Below are 14,935 nucleotides of genomic sequence, written 5' to 3'. Positions count from 1 at the left end.
ACAGCGGCACTCGTGACGCCAGCGCGAGACGCTTGCGTCGTCGGTCGTTACACCGCCCGAACTGACCACCGCCGCCAGACCTGGTTCAGTCGAAATCCGTTGCCGGAGCGCGGCCCTTGGCCCATACCCGCCCGCGCGGGGAGCACACTAACTGACCTGCATGTTCACCAGCCACTTGCTCGAAATGCATTCCCTTCAATCGACTCCCGACACGCTGCGCAGGCTCTGTCGTCACCGAATATCTCCTCGAGACTCCAACGTACGACCGGCACAGGGTGCTGTTCGAATCGCACCGCTCGACAACCAGCGCAACTACGCGTTGGCAAGTATCGGACATTTTGTAACGAGCACAGGGCGATCACCGAATCCGCGCGTACGCTGGATCGAAGTCGCATCGTGGCTGCTCCGTGAAACCTGTCCCAGGAGAACTGCATTGACTGTACTTGTCTTGACTGCGCCGCCCGATCTCGCTGCCGCGCTCACGGAAGACGGCTTCGACGTCTACGACGGCAACCTGCGCGGCGAAGGCGTCGTAGAGGTGGTGTTCTGGGCGGTCGAACATCGCGAAACGATCGCTCATGCGGTCGCCGAGACCACCTCGGTCGTCATCGCCACAAGGCACGTCGTGAATGCCATAGCGGCAATCAGGAAATGGGTGCTGACCCGGTGGCCCACCCCTACCGAGACCGACGGCGCGGTGTATTTCATCGATCGGGACGGGCGTCGTATCCCGATCGGCGAATGGCTGGCCTCGAACCCTGACGACGCCGACCTGGCGGCGCGAATCGACGAGGTACTGCAGGAGCGTCGCGATGAGATTCCTCCGTCGCAAGGCTGACGGACCCGAACCGTTCTCCCTGGCCGACATGAAGCAGCGAACCGACACGTTCGCACCACGCGCCGCGGCCGCGTATGAGAGTTCGGATCGCGAAACCATCCTCGAGTTCTGCACCGAACTTCGCCAGCAGATCGCAGAGATGATCCCCCAGGGCGAGAAGCGGCCGGTCGCCTGCACCCTGGTCGATTTCATGCGCTGGTACATCCTGTTGCTGGCACGCCTTCCCACCCCGCCGTGGATCGAGATCGCCAGATTCGGGCTCGTGCAATCGGGGTTCTACTCCCAGGTCGCCACCTCGGATCCGCCGAACCGGGAGGCAATGGACACCGAGCAACTCGCCGGATACACCCAGGCGATCTACGCGATGATGCAGGCCCAGCGTTCAATCCAGGACATCGCGGCTTATGCCGCGCACCGGCGTGGCCTACCAGCCCACGCCGGAATGATTCTGGAGTCATCGACCGGTTCGTCCTTCCACGCCACCCAGTTCGCAACCAGCTTGCACGTCCTCGGACCGGACGGACACAGCGCGCACCACGTCGCCCTGGAAGAACAAGTCGCGCTGATCAGCGACAGCGCGGGCCCGGATCTTCCCGCCGATTCCGGATCTGTAGCTGAGGCGCGTCAGCGGTTCGACGACTATCTCGGCGTTCAACTGCGACGCGCGCTCGAGCTACCCGCGCAGCACCGCCTCTTCGGCGCGCATCTGTGGAACTGCTCGAGCAGCGCCGCGGCCGTGACATCGGGACGCGACATCGTCTACCTCGTCGCCACCCACCATGGATCAGCCGCGATCCGCTACCCATCGCACGAAGCGGATTGCACGCGACCAGACAGCATCGAGCTTCCTGGCTTGACCGTGCGACAACCATTGAGCTGGGCCGCCGAGATCCGGGATGTCTACGCCCGCTATCGCCGATTCGAGGTGCGCAAGAAGGAGTTGAATGAGGTTCTCGACAATGTCCTCACCGGTGTCGGTTCGCTCATACTGGCTCCGGTTCTCAGGGCGTGGCCGGAGATGCGACGCGCGTGTTTCATCCCGGTAGGTTGTCTGTCGGCGCTGCCGCTGTTCGCCGCCGAGGTCGAGGGAACGCCAGCGTATTCGTTGCTCGATTGCACAGTCGCGCCCAGTGTGATGGCCCTTCATGCCGCCGATGGATACCCCAGACGAGAGCCTGACTCGGCCGTCGTGGCCATCGACCCCGCCGAGAACAAGGACTATCTCCGGTACACCCTGATCGAAGCCGATCGGATCGCCGCGATCCACAACACCGTCGTCGAGAACCTCCGCGACCCCGGCGCATCGGCCGACGCCCCTGAAGAGCCCACCGTCGAGGACGACGCGCCCAAAGCCAGAGAACTCCGTGACGCCACGATGATTCAGGACAAGCTGCCCGAAACCCGCGTCCGCCAATTGATCAGCACGCTGTCGCAGTGTTCGGTGGCACACCTGGCCTGCCATGGCCTGGTGACCGATTTTCCCGAGCCGAACTCGTATCTCCTACTCGGCCGAGGCCTGTCGTTGAACGACTACCTCACCGGCTGTGACCCGATCGCACCCGGCGGCACCGTCGTACTCTCAGCGTGTTCTGTAGGCGGCGTTGTGGACGGAGCACCCGCAGAGCAGTTCGGGTTTCCCACGGTGCTGCTGTCGTCGGGATCGCGTGCGGTGATCGCACCGATCTGCCCGGTACTGGACAGCACGGAAACAGTAGAGCTAATGGCAGCACTCCATCGTGGACTGGCTGCGGGAGCCAACCCATCCCAGGCACTCGCCTCGGCTATCGATCAGGCGCGTTCGACAGGAATGTCGACGGCGATATGGGGTGTCTTCAACATCTACGGTCATTGATCGCTACTACGTCCCTCACACCGTGTGGCCCTTCGTGGCTGGGAATCACAGTTTGATCCCGAACATCGCCCTGTGCGAAGCCCGAGCTGCCGCAGACCTGCCGGTCCTTCGGCAATGCTGTACCCCACGGGGTTTCGTCGACGACCCGACAACTGCTAGCTGGCTCCGTGGCCCGACCATGCACCAGCTCGGCTGATCCCGCTCGCACGGGAAGCGCGTCGCGCGTTCCGGCACCGCGAAGTTCGAGTCGGGCTCATCCCCGCGAATGCGGGGAGTGCACTGCACTTTCGTGGGTGGTACAGCAGACTTTCAGTCGCTCCAGCAGGGTGCGACCGAAGCCTCGAAACGTCAAGCAGCAGATCATGGCCGGCGGCGATCTCCCAGAAGTCCACTACGTCCCAGATCCCTTCCAGTCGATCTCCTGCCCGCGTTCCGCGTAGGGTCCAGGCATCTCACCGGCGGGGAACGCGGATCGAGACCCCTTAAGTGAGCAGGCCGTCGACTTCGGGTCAACGGTTGGTGACGATGGCGGCGGTTTCGTAGTCGCCACCGTGCGCGCCGTGGGTGTCGGCCAAGAAGTCGTCGAACGTCAGAAATGCGGTTCGTCGCGAGTAGTGGGGACGGTACGCTCGATGCTTTACCCGACGGCCGCCACCGCGATCGGTTCGTGGGAGGTCAGCGCGCGTGGATCGGCCAACCAATTAGGCACGCTCATGCAGAGCGGCGGCATCGAACCCTGCCCAAATCTTCCCAACTCATCAAGGATGGACCAGCGGTTTCCTGAGTCCGAATCGTTTCGGAGGGCGGCGGTTAGCGGCGGACGTTCTGTTTGGCACCTGGGGTACCGGGTAGTCGGCCTGCGATCAGGAGGAGATGTTCGGATGGCCGAGAGTATTGCCGAGTCCCAGTCGAGGCCGCAGAGCTGGTCGGAGGGTCCCTCGGAGCTGCGGGGGCGCTCGTGGTGGGGCGTGCTGCGTCGCACCGCGAGCGAGTTCATGGAAGACAACGTGACCGATTGGGCCGCTGCGCTCACCTACTACAGCGTGCTGTCGTTGTTTCCCGGGATCATCGTGCTCACCGCGATCCTCGGATTGCTCCAGCCCTCCGCGACCGACTCGCTCATCCAGACCTTCGAGCAGTTGGGCGCCACCCCGGGGACCGATCTGCTCGTCGACGCCATCAGGGAACTGCAGGGCTCGCGTTCGGCGGCCGGTCCGCTGGCGATCATCGGCGTGGTGACCGCCCTGTGGACGGCTTCGGGCTATATCGGAGCCTTCATCCGGGCCGCCAACTCCATCTATGGCACCGACGAGGGTCGCCCGATGTGGAAGACGCTGCCGTTGCGTGTCGGGCTCACCGCGGTGATGGTGCTGCTGATCGCGCTGTGCGTGGTGGGCGTGCTGTTCACCGGCAGGTTCGCCGGTGCCGCGGGTGAGTGGCTGGGGGTCGGCTCGGTCGGGGTGTTGATCTGGGACATCGCCAAGTGGCCGGTCCTGGCCGTCCTGGTCGGTCTCGCGATCGCCCTGCTGTACTGGGCGGCGCCCAACGCGCAACAGCCGGGATTCCGGTGGCTGTCGCCGGGCAGCGTGCTCGCGGTGTTGATATGGATCGTCGTCTCGGCCGGCTTCACCGTCTATGTGGCCAATTTCGGCTCCTACAACAAGGTGTACGGCTCGCTGGGCGGTGCCGTCGCTTTCCTGGTGTGGCTGTGGCTCAGCAATGTGGCGGTCCTGCTCGGTGCGGAATTCAACGCCGAACTGGCCCGGGGCAAACGCATCGAACAAGGCCAACCACCCGAGCGAGAACCGGTCCTTCCCCCGAGAGAGCAACCCGAATGAGGCGTGGGACGGCCTGAGCCAGAAGAACTTCACCGAGACCACGCCACCGCTTCCTACAGAGCGGGGCGCCACGGAAGACATCGTCAAGGAACGGAGTAAGCGATGAACGAGCCCGACAACCCGGACGGGTTGCGCAAGGACATCGAGAAGGCTCGCCGGGAACTCGGCGAGACCGTCAGCGATGCGGCCGAAAAAATCGACGTGTCCGACCGCACGAAAGACAAGATCAATGGAACGGCCGCGGCCGCCGAGGACGCGGTGACCGCCGCGAAATACCAGGCGTTGGCCACCGGTGACAAGGTCAGGGAGAAGGCGGAGAAGGCGCGGGATGTCGCGAAGGACAAAGCCGATCAGGTCCAGTTCGTGGCCGAGGAGAAGACCCGGCAGGTCGCCGAACAGGTCGAGTCCTCGGTGCCCGACCGGGTGATCGACGGTGGCAGGCAGGCCGCCGAGGTGGCTCGGCACGCGCCGCTGCCGCTGGCGGCGGTCGCGATCTCCGGTGTCGCCGTGATCTGGTGGCTGGCGCGGAGGCGGCGGTCATGAAGACGCCGTATCGCCCCGCCGTGGACCGCGCGGGAGCGTCCGGCTACCAGTCGCTGACCGGCACCTGGCCCACCGACTGATTCGCCGCAACCGGACCGCGAGGGCAGCCGACCATTCGGCGCCCTCGCGGTCACAGTCGTTCTCACGGTGGCGATTTCGCCACTCGCGACGCCGATTCAGCTGACATCCATGACGATCTTTCCGCGGTGGTGCCCTTCACTCGCTCGGATCGTGGACATCGACGGACACCGAGGCGACCGGGAGTATCAGCCGCCGGCACCGGCGATGTCGGATTCCTTCGGCACTGTGCGAATGAGCTTGTGGTTGGCGAACTCTCCGATTCCGAACCGGGCGAGTTCGCGTCCGTAACCGGAGCGTTCGACGCCGCCGAACGGGAGATCGGGCGCGGTGCCGGTGGGGTGGTTGATCCACACCATGCCGCTGTCGAGCCGGTCGGCCACCGATCGGGCGGCCTCGACATCGGCGGAGAAGATGGTGGCGCCCAGACCGAAGCTGGAGTTGTTGGCTTGGCGCACCGCGTCGTCGGCATCGGTGGCCCGGTGCACGACCGCGACGGGGCCGAACAGTTCCTCGCTGAACGCGCGCATGTCCTCGGTGACGCCGGTCAGCACGGTCGCTTCGAAGTAGGCGCCAGGGCGGTCGACACGATGACCACCGACGCGCGCGGTCGCTCCCCGATCGAGCGCGTCCTGCACGATTTCCGCGAGGTCGGTCACCGCGCGCTCCGACGACAGCGGTCCCAGTGTGGTCGACGGGTCCTGCGGATCGCCGGGCGTCAGCTCACCCAGGGCCTGAGCGAGCCCGTCGACGAAACGGTCGTAGAGGTCGCCCACGACGAAGAACCGTTTGGACGCCACACAGCTCTGGCCGGTATTGGCCATGCGCCCGGTGGCCGCGCCTTCGATCAGGCGGGCGAAATCGCCGCCGTCGTCGAGCACGATGAACGGATCGCTACCGCCGAGCTCGAGCACCGATTTCTTGAGATTCTTGCCCGCGTGTTCACCCACGCTCGCCCCGGCGGCTTCACTGCCGGTCAGGGATACGCCTTTGATCTCGGGTTTTCCGATGACGCCCGCGATCTTCGATCCGGAGACGAAAAGGTTGGTGTAGACGCCGGGCGGGGCTCCCGCGTCGGCGAACAGCTGCTCGAGCGCCAGCGCCGATTGCGGGCAATTGCTGGCATGTTTGATCAGCACGGTATTGCCGAGCAGGAGATTGGGGGCCGCGAAGCGCACGACCTGATACAGAAGCGCACGACCTGATACAGCGGGAAATTCCACGGCATCACGCCGAGGAGCGCTCCGAGCGGCGCTGTGCGGACGATGGCCGATCCGTCAGCGACTTCGATGCTCTCATCGGCGGTCATCGCCTCGCCGTTGTCCGCGTAGTACTGCAAGATCGCCCCGGCCAGCGCGACTTCGCCACGGCTCTCGCCGATCAGCTTGCCCATTTCCGTGGTCAGTAGTGGCGCGAGCTCGTCGGCCCGATCGGTCATGAGCTGGGCGGCGCGGGCCAGAATCGCCGCGCGCTCGGACTTCTTCGTGTCCCGCCACGTCGGGTAAGCGGCGTCGGCGGCCGCGACGGCGGCGTCGATCTGCTGGTCGGTGAATTCGTCGAACTCCTCGACGGTGGTGTTGTCGGCGGGATTGACGGTCGCGATCGCCATCGATGATTCCTTTCGTGGTCGTTGCAGTCGTCCCGGTGCGTCTGAATCGGCGGGGTGGACGAGCCCGCGGCGCGGTTGCGGCGCCAGGGCTGCCCCGACCCGCCGGTCCACGCACCCTGTCCGGCGAGCGAACCGACTCCTGCGGCGGACGCGGCAAGCAGCCCGGTCACACCCACGGTGCGGGGTCGGGCGAAGCCGTGCGCTGGTAACTCGCTCATATCGGCGGCCTTACCCCGGCGCGCTCCGCGGAAACCGCGCCTACGGGGTCTCGGCTCGACCTGTCGTCGTCTCCTCGCGACGATGGCGAGAGCCCCTCGAGCGTGTGGCGTCGCGGTGGGCGGGTGGCGATGATCACCGCCGCACCCTCGGTATCGAGTCCCGGCCGAGGAATTCGCCGCTCTTCGGCCGCAACGAGATCGAGGTTCGACTCACCGAGTCGGCCGACGGCATCCGGTCTCAGCCCTCGAGCCGTGGGAAGAGCGCTTCGCTGTTACCGCGGTCGATCGCGTGCCGCAGCGCATCGTCCAACGGATAATCCTCGTAGAGCCTGTTGATGATGTGGACCGCGGGTGGTGGTGCGAACGGGAAGTCGCTGCCGTAGGTGATGTGGTCGGGGTCGGCGACTTGCAGCAACGAGGGAAGCGCGGCGGGGGAGGCGGACAGGGCGGTGTCGTAATAGAACTGTTTGAGGACAGTCAGTTCTTTGGGGATCTGACGATCGCTGTCGAGGACTTCCAGCGCTTGTTGGATCTTGTTCTTGTCGTTGAGCATCGCGAGCATGATGCGATAGGCGATGTAGGGGACGAAGCCGCCGGCGTGGGCGAGGATGAACTTGATGTCGGAGTAGGTGGCCATCGAGTCGGTCAGGATCAGGCTGAGGGCGGTTCGTGTGGTGTCCAGCAGGAAGTCCGCGGCGAAGGTGGGAACTCCCGGTACGGGTTCGGCGGGCAGTTCGCCGGGGTGGATGAACACGACGGCCTGGCGACGGTGCAGGAAGTCGAGCAGGGGTGCGAAAGCGGGATCACCGAGGTAACGGCCGTCGTTGTTGGCCAGCAGGACGATACCGTCGGCGTGCAGGGTATCGAGGGCGTATTCGGCTTCGGCGAGAGCACTGTCGACATCGGGCAGGGTGAGGGTGGCGAAGAATCCGAAGCGGTCCGGGTGTGCGCGCACGACGTCGGCGGTGTATTCGTTGATTTCCCGTGCCCACCGTCGGGCTTCGGCCTGGTCCCCGAACCACACACCCGGCGTCGACAACGACAACACACCGGTTTGGATCCCGTGAGTGTCCATGAACAACAACGCCTCGGGCTCCGACCACAGCGGGAGCGCCACCCCACCTGGGCGGATGCCCTTGGAGTGCATCCATTCCGCGTAGTGCGGCGGGACGATGTGCTGATGGGTGTCGATGCGACGGGCACGGCTCATCGGGTTCTCCTGGGATCGGGGTGCATCATGAATGAGCTTCTGGTCGATACAGTGCTGTAATGCTCGATATGCGGGCGGCGAGTCGTCGACCGGTTCAGCGTGGACCGGGGATGGGCGGTAGGCCTCCGATATCGGTGACGGTCCATCCGCCGGCCGGGTCCACCGACACGGTGTAGGTCACCGTGGATTTCACGCCCTCGGGTGCTTGGACACTGCTGGACTGGACGTCGAGGAAGACGCTGACCTGATAGATGCCATTGGCGCCGTCGGTCACCGTGGCCGCGATAGGCGTCGCGGTGGACTTCCATTGCAGCGGCACCAAGATGTCGTGCAACTGCGGGGCGGTGGCCACGAACTTGCTGGTGAGCTGGGCGCTGGTATTGGCTTTGAGATCAGTTGTCCAGGCATCGATGTGCTGATAGTCGATCGTGGAGGCCGATACCGCGTAAGCCGTCGCTACCTCGCGGGCGCGCTGTTGATCGGCGAGGGCGATATCGCGAGCGGATAGTTCTGCGCGTGCGCCGTGCCACAGAAACGCGAAGGTCGTCGCCCCCGCGACAGTGACTGCCAACGCGGCGCCGGTGAGCACCCGAGCCAGCGGAACAGTGCGTTCTCGTGCTCCGGCGAGTTCGGTGGGCGGATCGTCGCCGTCGACGGTGGGTTCGGGTTCCGACATCGGTTCCTCCGGGTGTCTGGCAGTGGCGAACTATTTGACGGTCACTCGTAGCCGAACCGCGCCCTCTGGGGTGACCGCGTTGAGGGCTTGCTCGAGCAAGACGGACAGATTCGGCGTCGCGGCCGAGGAAGGGCGCATGGCATCGGCGAGCTGTTGCAGGATCGGAACGATCTGTTGCAGCGCGGGTGTGTCCCGGAGGACAGCGGTGAGTCGTTCCAGTACCGCGAGCACGCCGCCGTCGGCGGCCAGGCGCTCGGGCGGCTGCGATTCGATGAATTGCTCGACAGCCGCGGTCAACTCGTTCAACGCCTGGGTGAATCGAACCAAGGCCGGGGCCGCCGCGGTAGCCGCGGGCCCGGCCCAGTCCAGATCCGCCGCCGCCGATTGCAGCTCGCGGTACAGTGTCGCGATCTGAGGGCTACGACTCATCAGCGCCGCCGCCACCGAATTCCCCGTGCGCGCGAGATTGGCGACCGCGGCGTCGGTGCCGTACAACGCGACATCGCCGGTGTCGACGAGCGATTCCAACACCCTGGGATCGAGCTGGCTCACCACACGGCTGAACAGCCCCGCGACGTTGGGAGCGGCCAACGGCATGCGGATGTGGTCGGTCGCGAGGCGTTGCCCGTCCTGCAGGTAGGGCCCGGTCCCGGTGTTGGGCCGAAACTCTACGAACGGGGGGCCGAGCATCGAGAGATATTCGATCGTCACCAGACTGTCCAGAGGAATCCTGCGGTCGGCGACGACCTCGAATCCGATCTCCACACCCGCCGCGGTATTGCGGATCGAGGTCACCCGCCCGACCTGGATGCCGGTCACCAGAACCGGGGACTGCAGGGTCACTCCCCCGGAGTTGCTCACCACCATGGTCGCGTGGATGTACGAAGTGAACGGCCCACTCTGCAGCGCCCCGAACACCAGATACGCGGTACACAGAATCGAGATCAACGCGATGCCGATCACCGAGATCAGCGCACCTGATCTCATCGCACGGCCCCGATCATCCGCAGGGCGGCGAGCACCGGATCGGTCGGCGCCCCCGCGGGCACTCCGATGCCGGTGATCGTGACCGCCGGGCCGTGTTCGGCGAAGGGAATCAGCTTCTCGCGGAACAACTCCTGTAGTGCCCGCAGGTTCGCGGGGCGGCTCAGATCCAGCGGTTGACCGGCCCAGATCAAGGGTGCCAGCACTCGAACCGCGCCGTCCGCGCTGTCCAGCAGCGGACCCAGCCACCAGTACGCCTCGCCCACCGGGCCGAGTGCACCCAGCAGGCCGGCCGCGCCGACGAGCGAGGCGGAGATGTCGGTGAACCGCTGCACGGCTGCAGGCCCGAGCAGAGCCTCCAGGTCCGGGATCAGCGCGCGCAGGATCTCGGTGTCGGTGCTCAAACCCGCCAGCAGCGCGTCGACTTGGTCCAGGTGCCCTGCCAGGTCGACCAGTGCCCGCGACATCGCCCCCGACAGTCGGGCGGTGGTCGCGGGATCCTGGGGCAGCAGCGAATTCACGGTGGCGACGATGTCTCGCACCTGCGCGACGGCACCGCCTTGGAACGCGACGGCCAAGGCGGCCATGACGCTTTCCATCTCGAGCGGCGGGGTCGTGCGTTCGAGCCCGATCGTGTCCCCCGGCGCCATCAGATCCGAGAATCCGTCTCGGGGAGTGAACAATACGATGTGATTGTCACTGAGCACGGTGTCTCGCCGCAGTGCGGCGGTCGTGGTGGTGGGCAATCGCACCGAGGTCGCGAGATCGATGTCCACCACGACATAGCCACGACCACCGGAACGCAATGGATCCATCGGTGCGATTCCCGCCACGGTTCCGGCCAACGCACCGTTGGCTCGAACCTCGCCCCGCAGGGGAAGATTCAGGACGTTGGAGAACACGGCTCGAATCCGATACGTCGGACCGGGAACCTTCTGGCCGGAGATCGCGGTGATCGGGGATCCGCAGCCCGTCGCCGACAGCGCGGCGGTCAGGGCCAGCGCGACGAACATCGTGCGAGTCCTCATCGAGCCCCGATCCCGGACAGCAGCACCGACAACAGCTCCGCAGGCCCTGCCCCCGCGCACACGCCCCACTGCGATGGTCCCGCACACGTCGGCGATACCGGCTGCGTGGCGATCGGTTTCGGCTCTGTCGCCGCCACCGACTGAAAGGTCTGTACGAGCACCGGAACCGATGACATGAGTTGTACCAGCGCGCCCACTCCGGTACGGAGCAGGTTCAGTAGTCTGTCGGTGTCGTTGAGCCCGGCCAGGATCGATCCGCCGAAAGTATCGGCGAGGTCTTCGAGGATGGGCAGCACCGAACGCAACTGCCGCATGATCACGATGCCGGGTGCGATGATCTCCTCGGCGCTCTGCTGCAGCAGCGGTGCCATCATGGTGACCATCGTTTTGACGTCACCCCAATGCGAGGTGATCTTTCCCGATATCGCCGAAACAGCGTCCAGCAGTGCGGTCAGGCGTGCGATTCCGGCGTCCGGGTTGGCTACCGCGCTGCCGAGTTTCAGCACGATCTCGTTGATGACGGGCCCGGTGCCCGCGGTGGCCGCGTCGACGGCGCCGAGTCCGCGTGCCAGCGCATCGCTCTGCGCGGGATCCGGACCCAGAAGTTGCTCCGACAGTTGCGCGAAGGCGTTGAGGGTGTCGCTCATGCTCTTGGGTGTCACCGTTTTGCTCAGGCATACGGTGTTGTCCCAGGGCTCGGTGATCGTGCCGGTGTCCACGATCGCCAGTTGGCGAGCGAAGGTCAGGCTGTTGGTGAGGGTGGTCGCACCGGCATCGGCGTAGACGGGTCGGTCACCGACCACGATGAAGTCCACCTTGGCAGCGGTACCGTGCTGCGAAATCGATTCGACTGTCCCGACAGGAACACCACGCATGGTGACGGGGCTACCGACGAACACGCCGATGGTGTCGGGCATGAGCGCGCAATAGCCGGTATGGGGTGGCGGCCGCACGATCGCGAAGTACCCGGCGACGACGAGGGCGGTGACCACCACCGCACCGATGATCAGACGAGGTGCGCGCTTGTGCCGACTCATCAGCAGCCCTGCCCGGGCACGGGGATACACACCGAGACCACAGGCGCTGATGCTTCGCCGGCAGACCCCGCCGGGATCGATGCGGATCGCAACGTGTCCACCAGTCGCGCGAGACTCTGCAGCAGCGAATCGATGTGCCCGCCCGCGTTTTCCAGTTGCGCGCCGACACCGGTGAGCTGTTGCAGTCGTGGCTCGACGGTGGAATCCCACGTAGGTGCCAGGCCCGCGGCGCGGTCGAGGATGACAGCGACCAGCCTGACACCTTCGCGTAGTTCGGCGCGCCGGTTCTGCAGCACGGTCTGCAAGAGCGACACCTGATGGACCAGCCGTCCCAGATCCATCGACGCCCCGTCGAACGCGCTGATGTACTCCTGGGCGACCGCGACCGCCTGCGACGCCTGTCCACGCTGGCGGTCGAGAGCGTCGAGGTAGCTGTTGGTTGTCGCCAGAACGGTACGCAGCGCCTCGGGTGCCTGAGCGATCGCATCCGAGAGGTCGAGCATGCTGCGGTGCACCAGATCCCCGTTGATCTGCTGCACCGGGGTCACCGCGTCCTGGAACGTCTGCAACAGGCTGTAGGGCAGTACGACCCTCTCCATCGGTATCGGTGTCCGACCCAACGGCCGATCGCCTTGCGGGAACAGCGCGACGTAATTGCCGGCCAGCATGGTGAGCATCCGCAGCTCTATCGAGGATTGATCTCCGACGAACACCTCCTCGTCGACCGTGAACCGCATCAGGACCCGATCCGGCTTCAGCTCCAGTCCGACCACCCGGCCGACCGGTACTCCCGCGACCTGAACCGAATAGCCCGGTTTCACCGACAGCGCTTCTGACAGCTCCGCGGTGTAGGTGGGTGAGCCGAAGGGCAACGGGACCAACGAATCAGCGCCGAGCAGACCGAGTCCACCCACCGTCGCCACTGCTACGGCCAGTGCGATGCGCCGACGCGCGTGGGGCCTGTGCGCGCGCCACCGAGCGCTGATCGATTTCTGGTCCGTGGACTCCTGAGCTCTCACCTGTTGCATACGGTCACCTTCTGTCCGGCAATCACGACCGCGATGACGGGCGGCACCTGCGCAGCGCCGCTGCTGCACGCCGTCCGACCGTGCTGAGCGCCGGTTCTGGCCACGGCGTCGAGGCCGGCCAGCAGGCTCGGCAGCGCCTCGAGAGCGTTCACAGCCTGTCCGGGCTCGGGAAACACACGCCGGATCAACGCGTCCACGTCGTCACCGTCGTCGAGTCCGACACTGCTGAGCAGCCGGTCCAGAGGTCCCAGAATCGAGGGCATCGCCGAGACGAACTGTTCGAGGCCACCGATATTGGACTGCAGTGCCTGGAAGATATCTGTCAGGCGGGCCAGCAACGGCACCAGATATTGCGCCCGGCCACCGACTTTCGCCGACACCTGGGCCAGATTCTCGATCAGCGTCCGCAGCACCTGCTGGCGGCCGTCGGCGTGTAGCGCGAGAGTTTCCAGGGCGGCCATGGCCGGTCCCAATCCGCTGCCGTCGCCTTCGACCAGTGCGACCAGACTCGCGGTGAGCTGGTTGATCGCTTGGGGCGACATTGTCGTCAAGATCGGTTGAAGCCCGTTGAACGTGGCTGTCACATCGAACGAGGGCACGGTCCGGTCGGTATCTATGGTGCGCCCGCCCCCACCCAGACGCGTGCCAGGATGCGGTGGCTGCTGCAGATCCACATAGCGTTGTCCGGTGAGGTTCTGGTAGCGGATCGCGAAGCGAGAATTGTCGTATACCGGCGCGGTGGTGTCGAGCACCACGTGCACTCGCGCGAGCGTTCCATCGAGCCGGATCTTTCCCACTCGCCCCACCCGAACCCCGTACATTCGCACGTCATCGCCCACTTTGAGTCCGTTGGCATCGGTGAACAGCGCGTCGTAGCTGTCGGTGCGCCCGGCGACGGGCCTGTCGATCACCAGCACCACACCGACCAGCAGCAGCACCACCACCGTCGTGAACAACCCCATCCCCCAGGCGGCGCGACGAATCGTCATCGTTGCCCACCGCCGAACTCGAGTTCGGTGCCGAGCACAGGTCCCGAGCCCGAATCGGGCATCGCCGTGGCCAACCTCCTCAGCAGTTCCGCCACATCCGCACCATTTCGCTCGGGTTCGGGCACCAGTTGTCGCAGCACGCTCAGCAGCGACGACAGCACCTGCTCTATTCCCGACAAACGAGCGCCGGCCACCTGCCCGAATTCGGCGAGCCCCGGCAGCGCTCGATCGGACAGCAGCTGTACGCCGTCATCGAACCGATCCCGGTTCTCGGCGAGCCGATGAATGTTGTCCAGCAGGGTGGTCGAGCGCACCAGCGCCGCGGCCAGACGTCCGCCGCCGTCCAGGGCTGGGCCCAACCGGCCCATCAGTTCCGACACCGACATCGTTTGGTTGTCGGCGAGTTCGCGGGCCACGCGCGCCAACGCTCGCAGCAACGGCGCCATCAGCTGCAGGTCGCGATCCACGCGCGCGATCAGAGCCCCGACTTTCGGGGTGATCAACGCCGTCCCCAAGCCCGACAGATCCCGCAGTTGGCGATCCTGCGTGGCGTCGTACACGTCGCCGGCCCGGGCACCGGTCAACTCGACCACACTGTCGTGGTGCAGTGGTCGGCCCTCGTCACCGGCGAACAGTTCGATCTCGCTGGCTCCGTACACGCCGGCCGGGGTGTAATCGACCCGCAACCCGGTGTCGATTCCGGCAAGCTGAGCGGGGTCCAGAGCCAACACGATTCGTTGCGTGCCGGTATCGCCGGGCGCGGTCTCGACGACGGTCCCGATCTCCGCGCCGTTGGTGCGCACCGCGCTGCCCGCGACGATCCCGTCACCGATCTGTTCGGTGTGCAGAGTCACCCGGAAGGTGTACTGCGCGGGCAACTCTCGATTCGTCGTCATATTCATCCCGGCGACCACGATGCCCACCACGACGACCACCGCCATACCGCCTGTCGCCCACGCTGTTCTGCGGCTCAACCCGAGACCGGGCATGCGTTTGTCGGCCATTTC

The 14,935-nt window shown here is 65.7% G+C and carries 14 protein-coding genes; 4 read left to right on the top strand and 10 right to left on the bottom strand.

What is annotated here, in order from left to right:
* Positions 1-448 precede the first annotated feature (448 nt).
* The 4 genes from ACFC06_RS00585 to ACFC06_RS00570 all read left to right on the top strand — a co-directional run bounded on the left by ACFC06_RS00585 (position 449) and on the right by ACFC06_RS00570 (position 5,071).
* A complete protein-coding gene (locus tag ACFC06_RS00585) occupies positions 449-838 on the top strand; it encodes a hypothetical protein (protein ID WP_375926017.1) in 390 nt (129 codons plus the stop codon).
* A complete protein-coding gene (locus tag ACFC06_RS00580) occupies positions 813-2,690 on the top strand; it encodes a CHAT domain-containing protein (protein ID WP_375926014.1) in 1,878 nt (625 codons plus the stop codon). The genes ACFC06_RS00585 and ACFC06_RS00580 overlap by 26 nt, the downstream gene beginning before the upstream one ends.
* A gap of 881 nt (positions 2,691-3,571) precedes the next feature.
* Positions 3,572-4,528 (top strand): YihY/virulence factor BrkB family protein, encoded by a 957-nt coding sequence (locus ACFC06_RS00575; RefSeq protein ID WP_375926011.1) that lies wholly within the window; start codon positions 3,572-3,574, stop codon positions 4,526-4,528.
* 102 nt (positions 4,529-4,630) lie between these two features.
* Complete coding sequence (locus ACFC06_RS00570; protein WP_375926008.1) at positions 4,631-5,071, top strand: DUF3618 domain-containing protein; 441 nt, start codon at positions 4,631-4,633, stop codon at positions 5,069-5,071.
* Between the two features lie 266 nt (positions 5,072-5,337).
* Here the strand turns inward: ACFC06_RS00570 and ACFC06_RS00565 are convergent, their stop codons facing one another.
* The 10 genes from ACFC06_RS00565 to ACFC06_RS00520 form a co-directional block, all read right to left on the bottom strand.
* On the bottom strand, positions 5,338-6,327 hold the full coding sequence (locus tag ACFC06_RS00565; RefSeq protein ID WP_375926005.1) for an aldehyde dehydrogenase family protein: 990 nt from the start codon (positions 6,325-6,327) through the stop codon (positions 5,338-5,340).
* The gene (locus tag ACFC06_RS00560) at positions 6,282-6,758 is read right to left on the bottom strand and encodes an aldehyde dehydrogenase family protein (RefSeq protein WP_375926002.1); all 477 of its coding nucleotides are present in this window, start codon (positions 6,756-6,758) and stop codon (positions 6,282-6,284) included. Before ACFC06_RS00560 ends, ACFC06_RS00565 begins: the two co-directional genes overlap by 46 nt.
* Positions 6,759-7,214: 456 nt before the next feature.
* Positions 7,215-8,186 (bottom strand): amidohydrolase family protein, encoded by a 972-nt coding sequence (locus ACFC06_RS00555; protein ID WP_375925999.1) that lies wholly within the window; start codon positions 8,184-8,186, stop codon positions 7,215-7,217.
* Positions 8,187-8,280: 94 nt separating this feature from the next.
* Positions 8,281-8,775, bottom strand: coding sequence for a hypothetical protein (locus ACFC06_RS00550; RefSeq protein WP_375925996.1), 495 nt, complete (start codon positions 8,773-8,775; stop codon positions 8,281-8,283).
* A 117-nt stretch (positions 8,776-8,892) separates the two neighbouring features.
* A complete protein-coding gene (locus ACFC06_RS00545) occupies positions 8,893-9,825 on the bottom strand; it encodes an MlaD family protein (protein WP_375925994.1) in 933 nt (310 codons plus the stop codon).
* 20 nt (positions 9,826-9,845) lie between these two features.
* The gene (locus ACFC06_RS00540) at positions 9,846-10,874 is read right to left on the bottom strand and encodes an MlaD family protein (RefSeq protein WP_375925991.1); all 1,029 of its coding nucleotides are present in this window, start codon (positions 10,872-10,874) and stop codon (positions 9,846-9,848) included.
* On the bottom strand, positions 10,871-11,911 hold the full coding sequence (locus ACFC06_RS00535) for an MlaD family protein (RefSeq protein ID WP_375925988.1): 1,041 nt from the start codon (positions 11,909-11,911) through the stop codon (positions 10,871-10,873). Before ACFC06_RS00535 ends, ACFC06_RS00540 begins: the two co-directional genes overlap by 4 nt.
* A complete protein-coding gene (locus ACFC06_RS00530) occupies positions 11,911-12,939 on the bottom strand; it encodes an MlaD family protein (protein ID WP_375925985.1) in 1,029 nt (342 codons plus the stop codon). Before ACFC06_RS00530 ends, ACFC06_RS00535 begins: the two co-directional genes overlap by 1 nt.
* Positions 12,927-13,928, bottom strand: a complete 1,002-nt coding sequence (locus tag ACFC06_RS00525; protein ID WP_375925982.1) for an MlaD family protein — start codon at positions 13,926-13,928, stop codon at positions 12,927-12,929. The genes ACFC06_RS00530 and ACFC06_RS00525 overlap by 13 nt, the downstream gene beginning before the upstream one ends.
* Positions 13,925-14,932 (bottom strand): mammalian cell entry protein, encoded by a 1,008-nt coding sequence (locus tag ACFC06_RS00520; RefSeq protein ID WP_375925979.1) that lies wholly within the window; start codon positions 14,930-14,932, stop codon positions 13,925-13,927. Before ACFC06_RS00520 ends, ACFC06_RS00525 begins: the two co-directional genes overlap by 4 nt.
* Positions 14,933-14,935 lie beyond the last annotated feature (3 nt).

The organism is Nocardia sp. NPDC056064, from assembly GCF_042266925.1.
Lineage (GTDB): Bacteria > Actinomycetota > Actinomycetes > Mycobacteriales > Mycobacteriaceae > Nocardia.
This window is presented reverse-complemented; position numbering and strand designations above follow the sequence as displayed.

Excerpts from the sequence above, each read along its gene's own strand:
- ACFC06_RS00555 (WP_375925999.1), bottom strand. The coding sequence starts at position 8,186 with ATGAGCCGTGCCCGTCGCATCGACACCCATCAGCACATCGTCCCGCCG.
- ACFC06_RS00540 (WP_375925991.1), bottom strand. The coding sequence starts at position 10,874 with ATGAGGACTCGCACGATGTTCGTCGCGCTGGCCCTGACCGCCGCGCTG.
- ACFC06_RS00535 (WP_375925988.1), bottom strand. The coding sequence starts at position 11,911 with ATGAGTCGGCACAAGCGCGCACCTCGTCTGATCATCGGTGCGGTGGTG.
- ACFC06_RS00525 (WP_375925982.1), bottom strand. The coding sequence starts at position 13,928 with ATGACGATTCGTCGCGCCGCCTGGGGGATGGGGTTGTTCACGACGGTG.
- ACFC06_RS00575 (WP_375926011.1), top strand. The coding sequence starts at position 3,572 with ATGGCCGAGAGTATTGCCGAGTCCCAGTCGAGGCCGCAGAGCTGGTCG.
- ACFC06_RS00520 (WP_375925979.1), bottom strand. The coding sequence starts at position 14,932 with ATGGCCGACAAACGCATGCCCGGTCTCGGGTTGAGCCGCAGAACAGCG.
- ACFC06_RS00580 (WP_375926014.1), top strand. The coding sequence starts at position 813 with ATGAGATTCCTCCGTCGCAAGGCTGACGGACCCGAACCGTTCTCCCTG.
- ACFC06_RS00530 (WP_375925985.1), bottom strand. The coding sequence starts at position 12,939 with ATGCAACAGGTGAGAGCTCAGGAGTCCACGGACCAGAAATCGATCAGC.
- ACFC06_RS00560 (WP_375926002.1), bottom strand. The coding sequence starts at position 6,758 with ATGGCGATCGCGACCGTCAATCCCGCCGACAACACCACCGTCGAGGAG.
- ACFC06_RS00570 (WP_375926008.1), top strand. The coding sequence starts at position 4,631 with ATGAACGAGCCCGACAACCCGGACGGGTTGCGCAAGGACATCGAGAAG.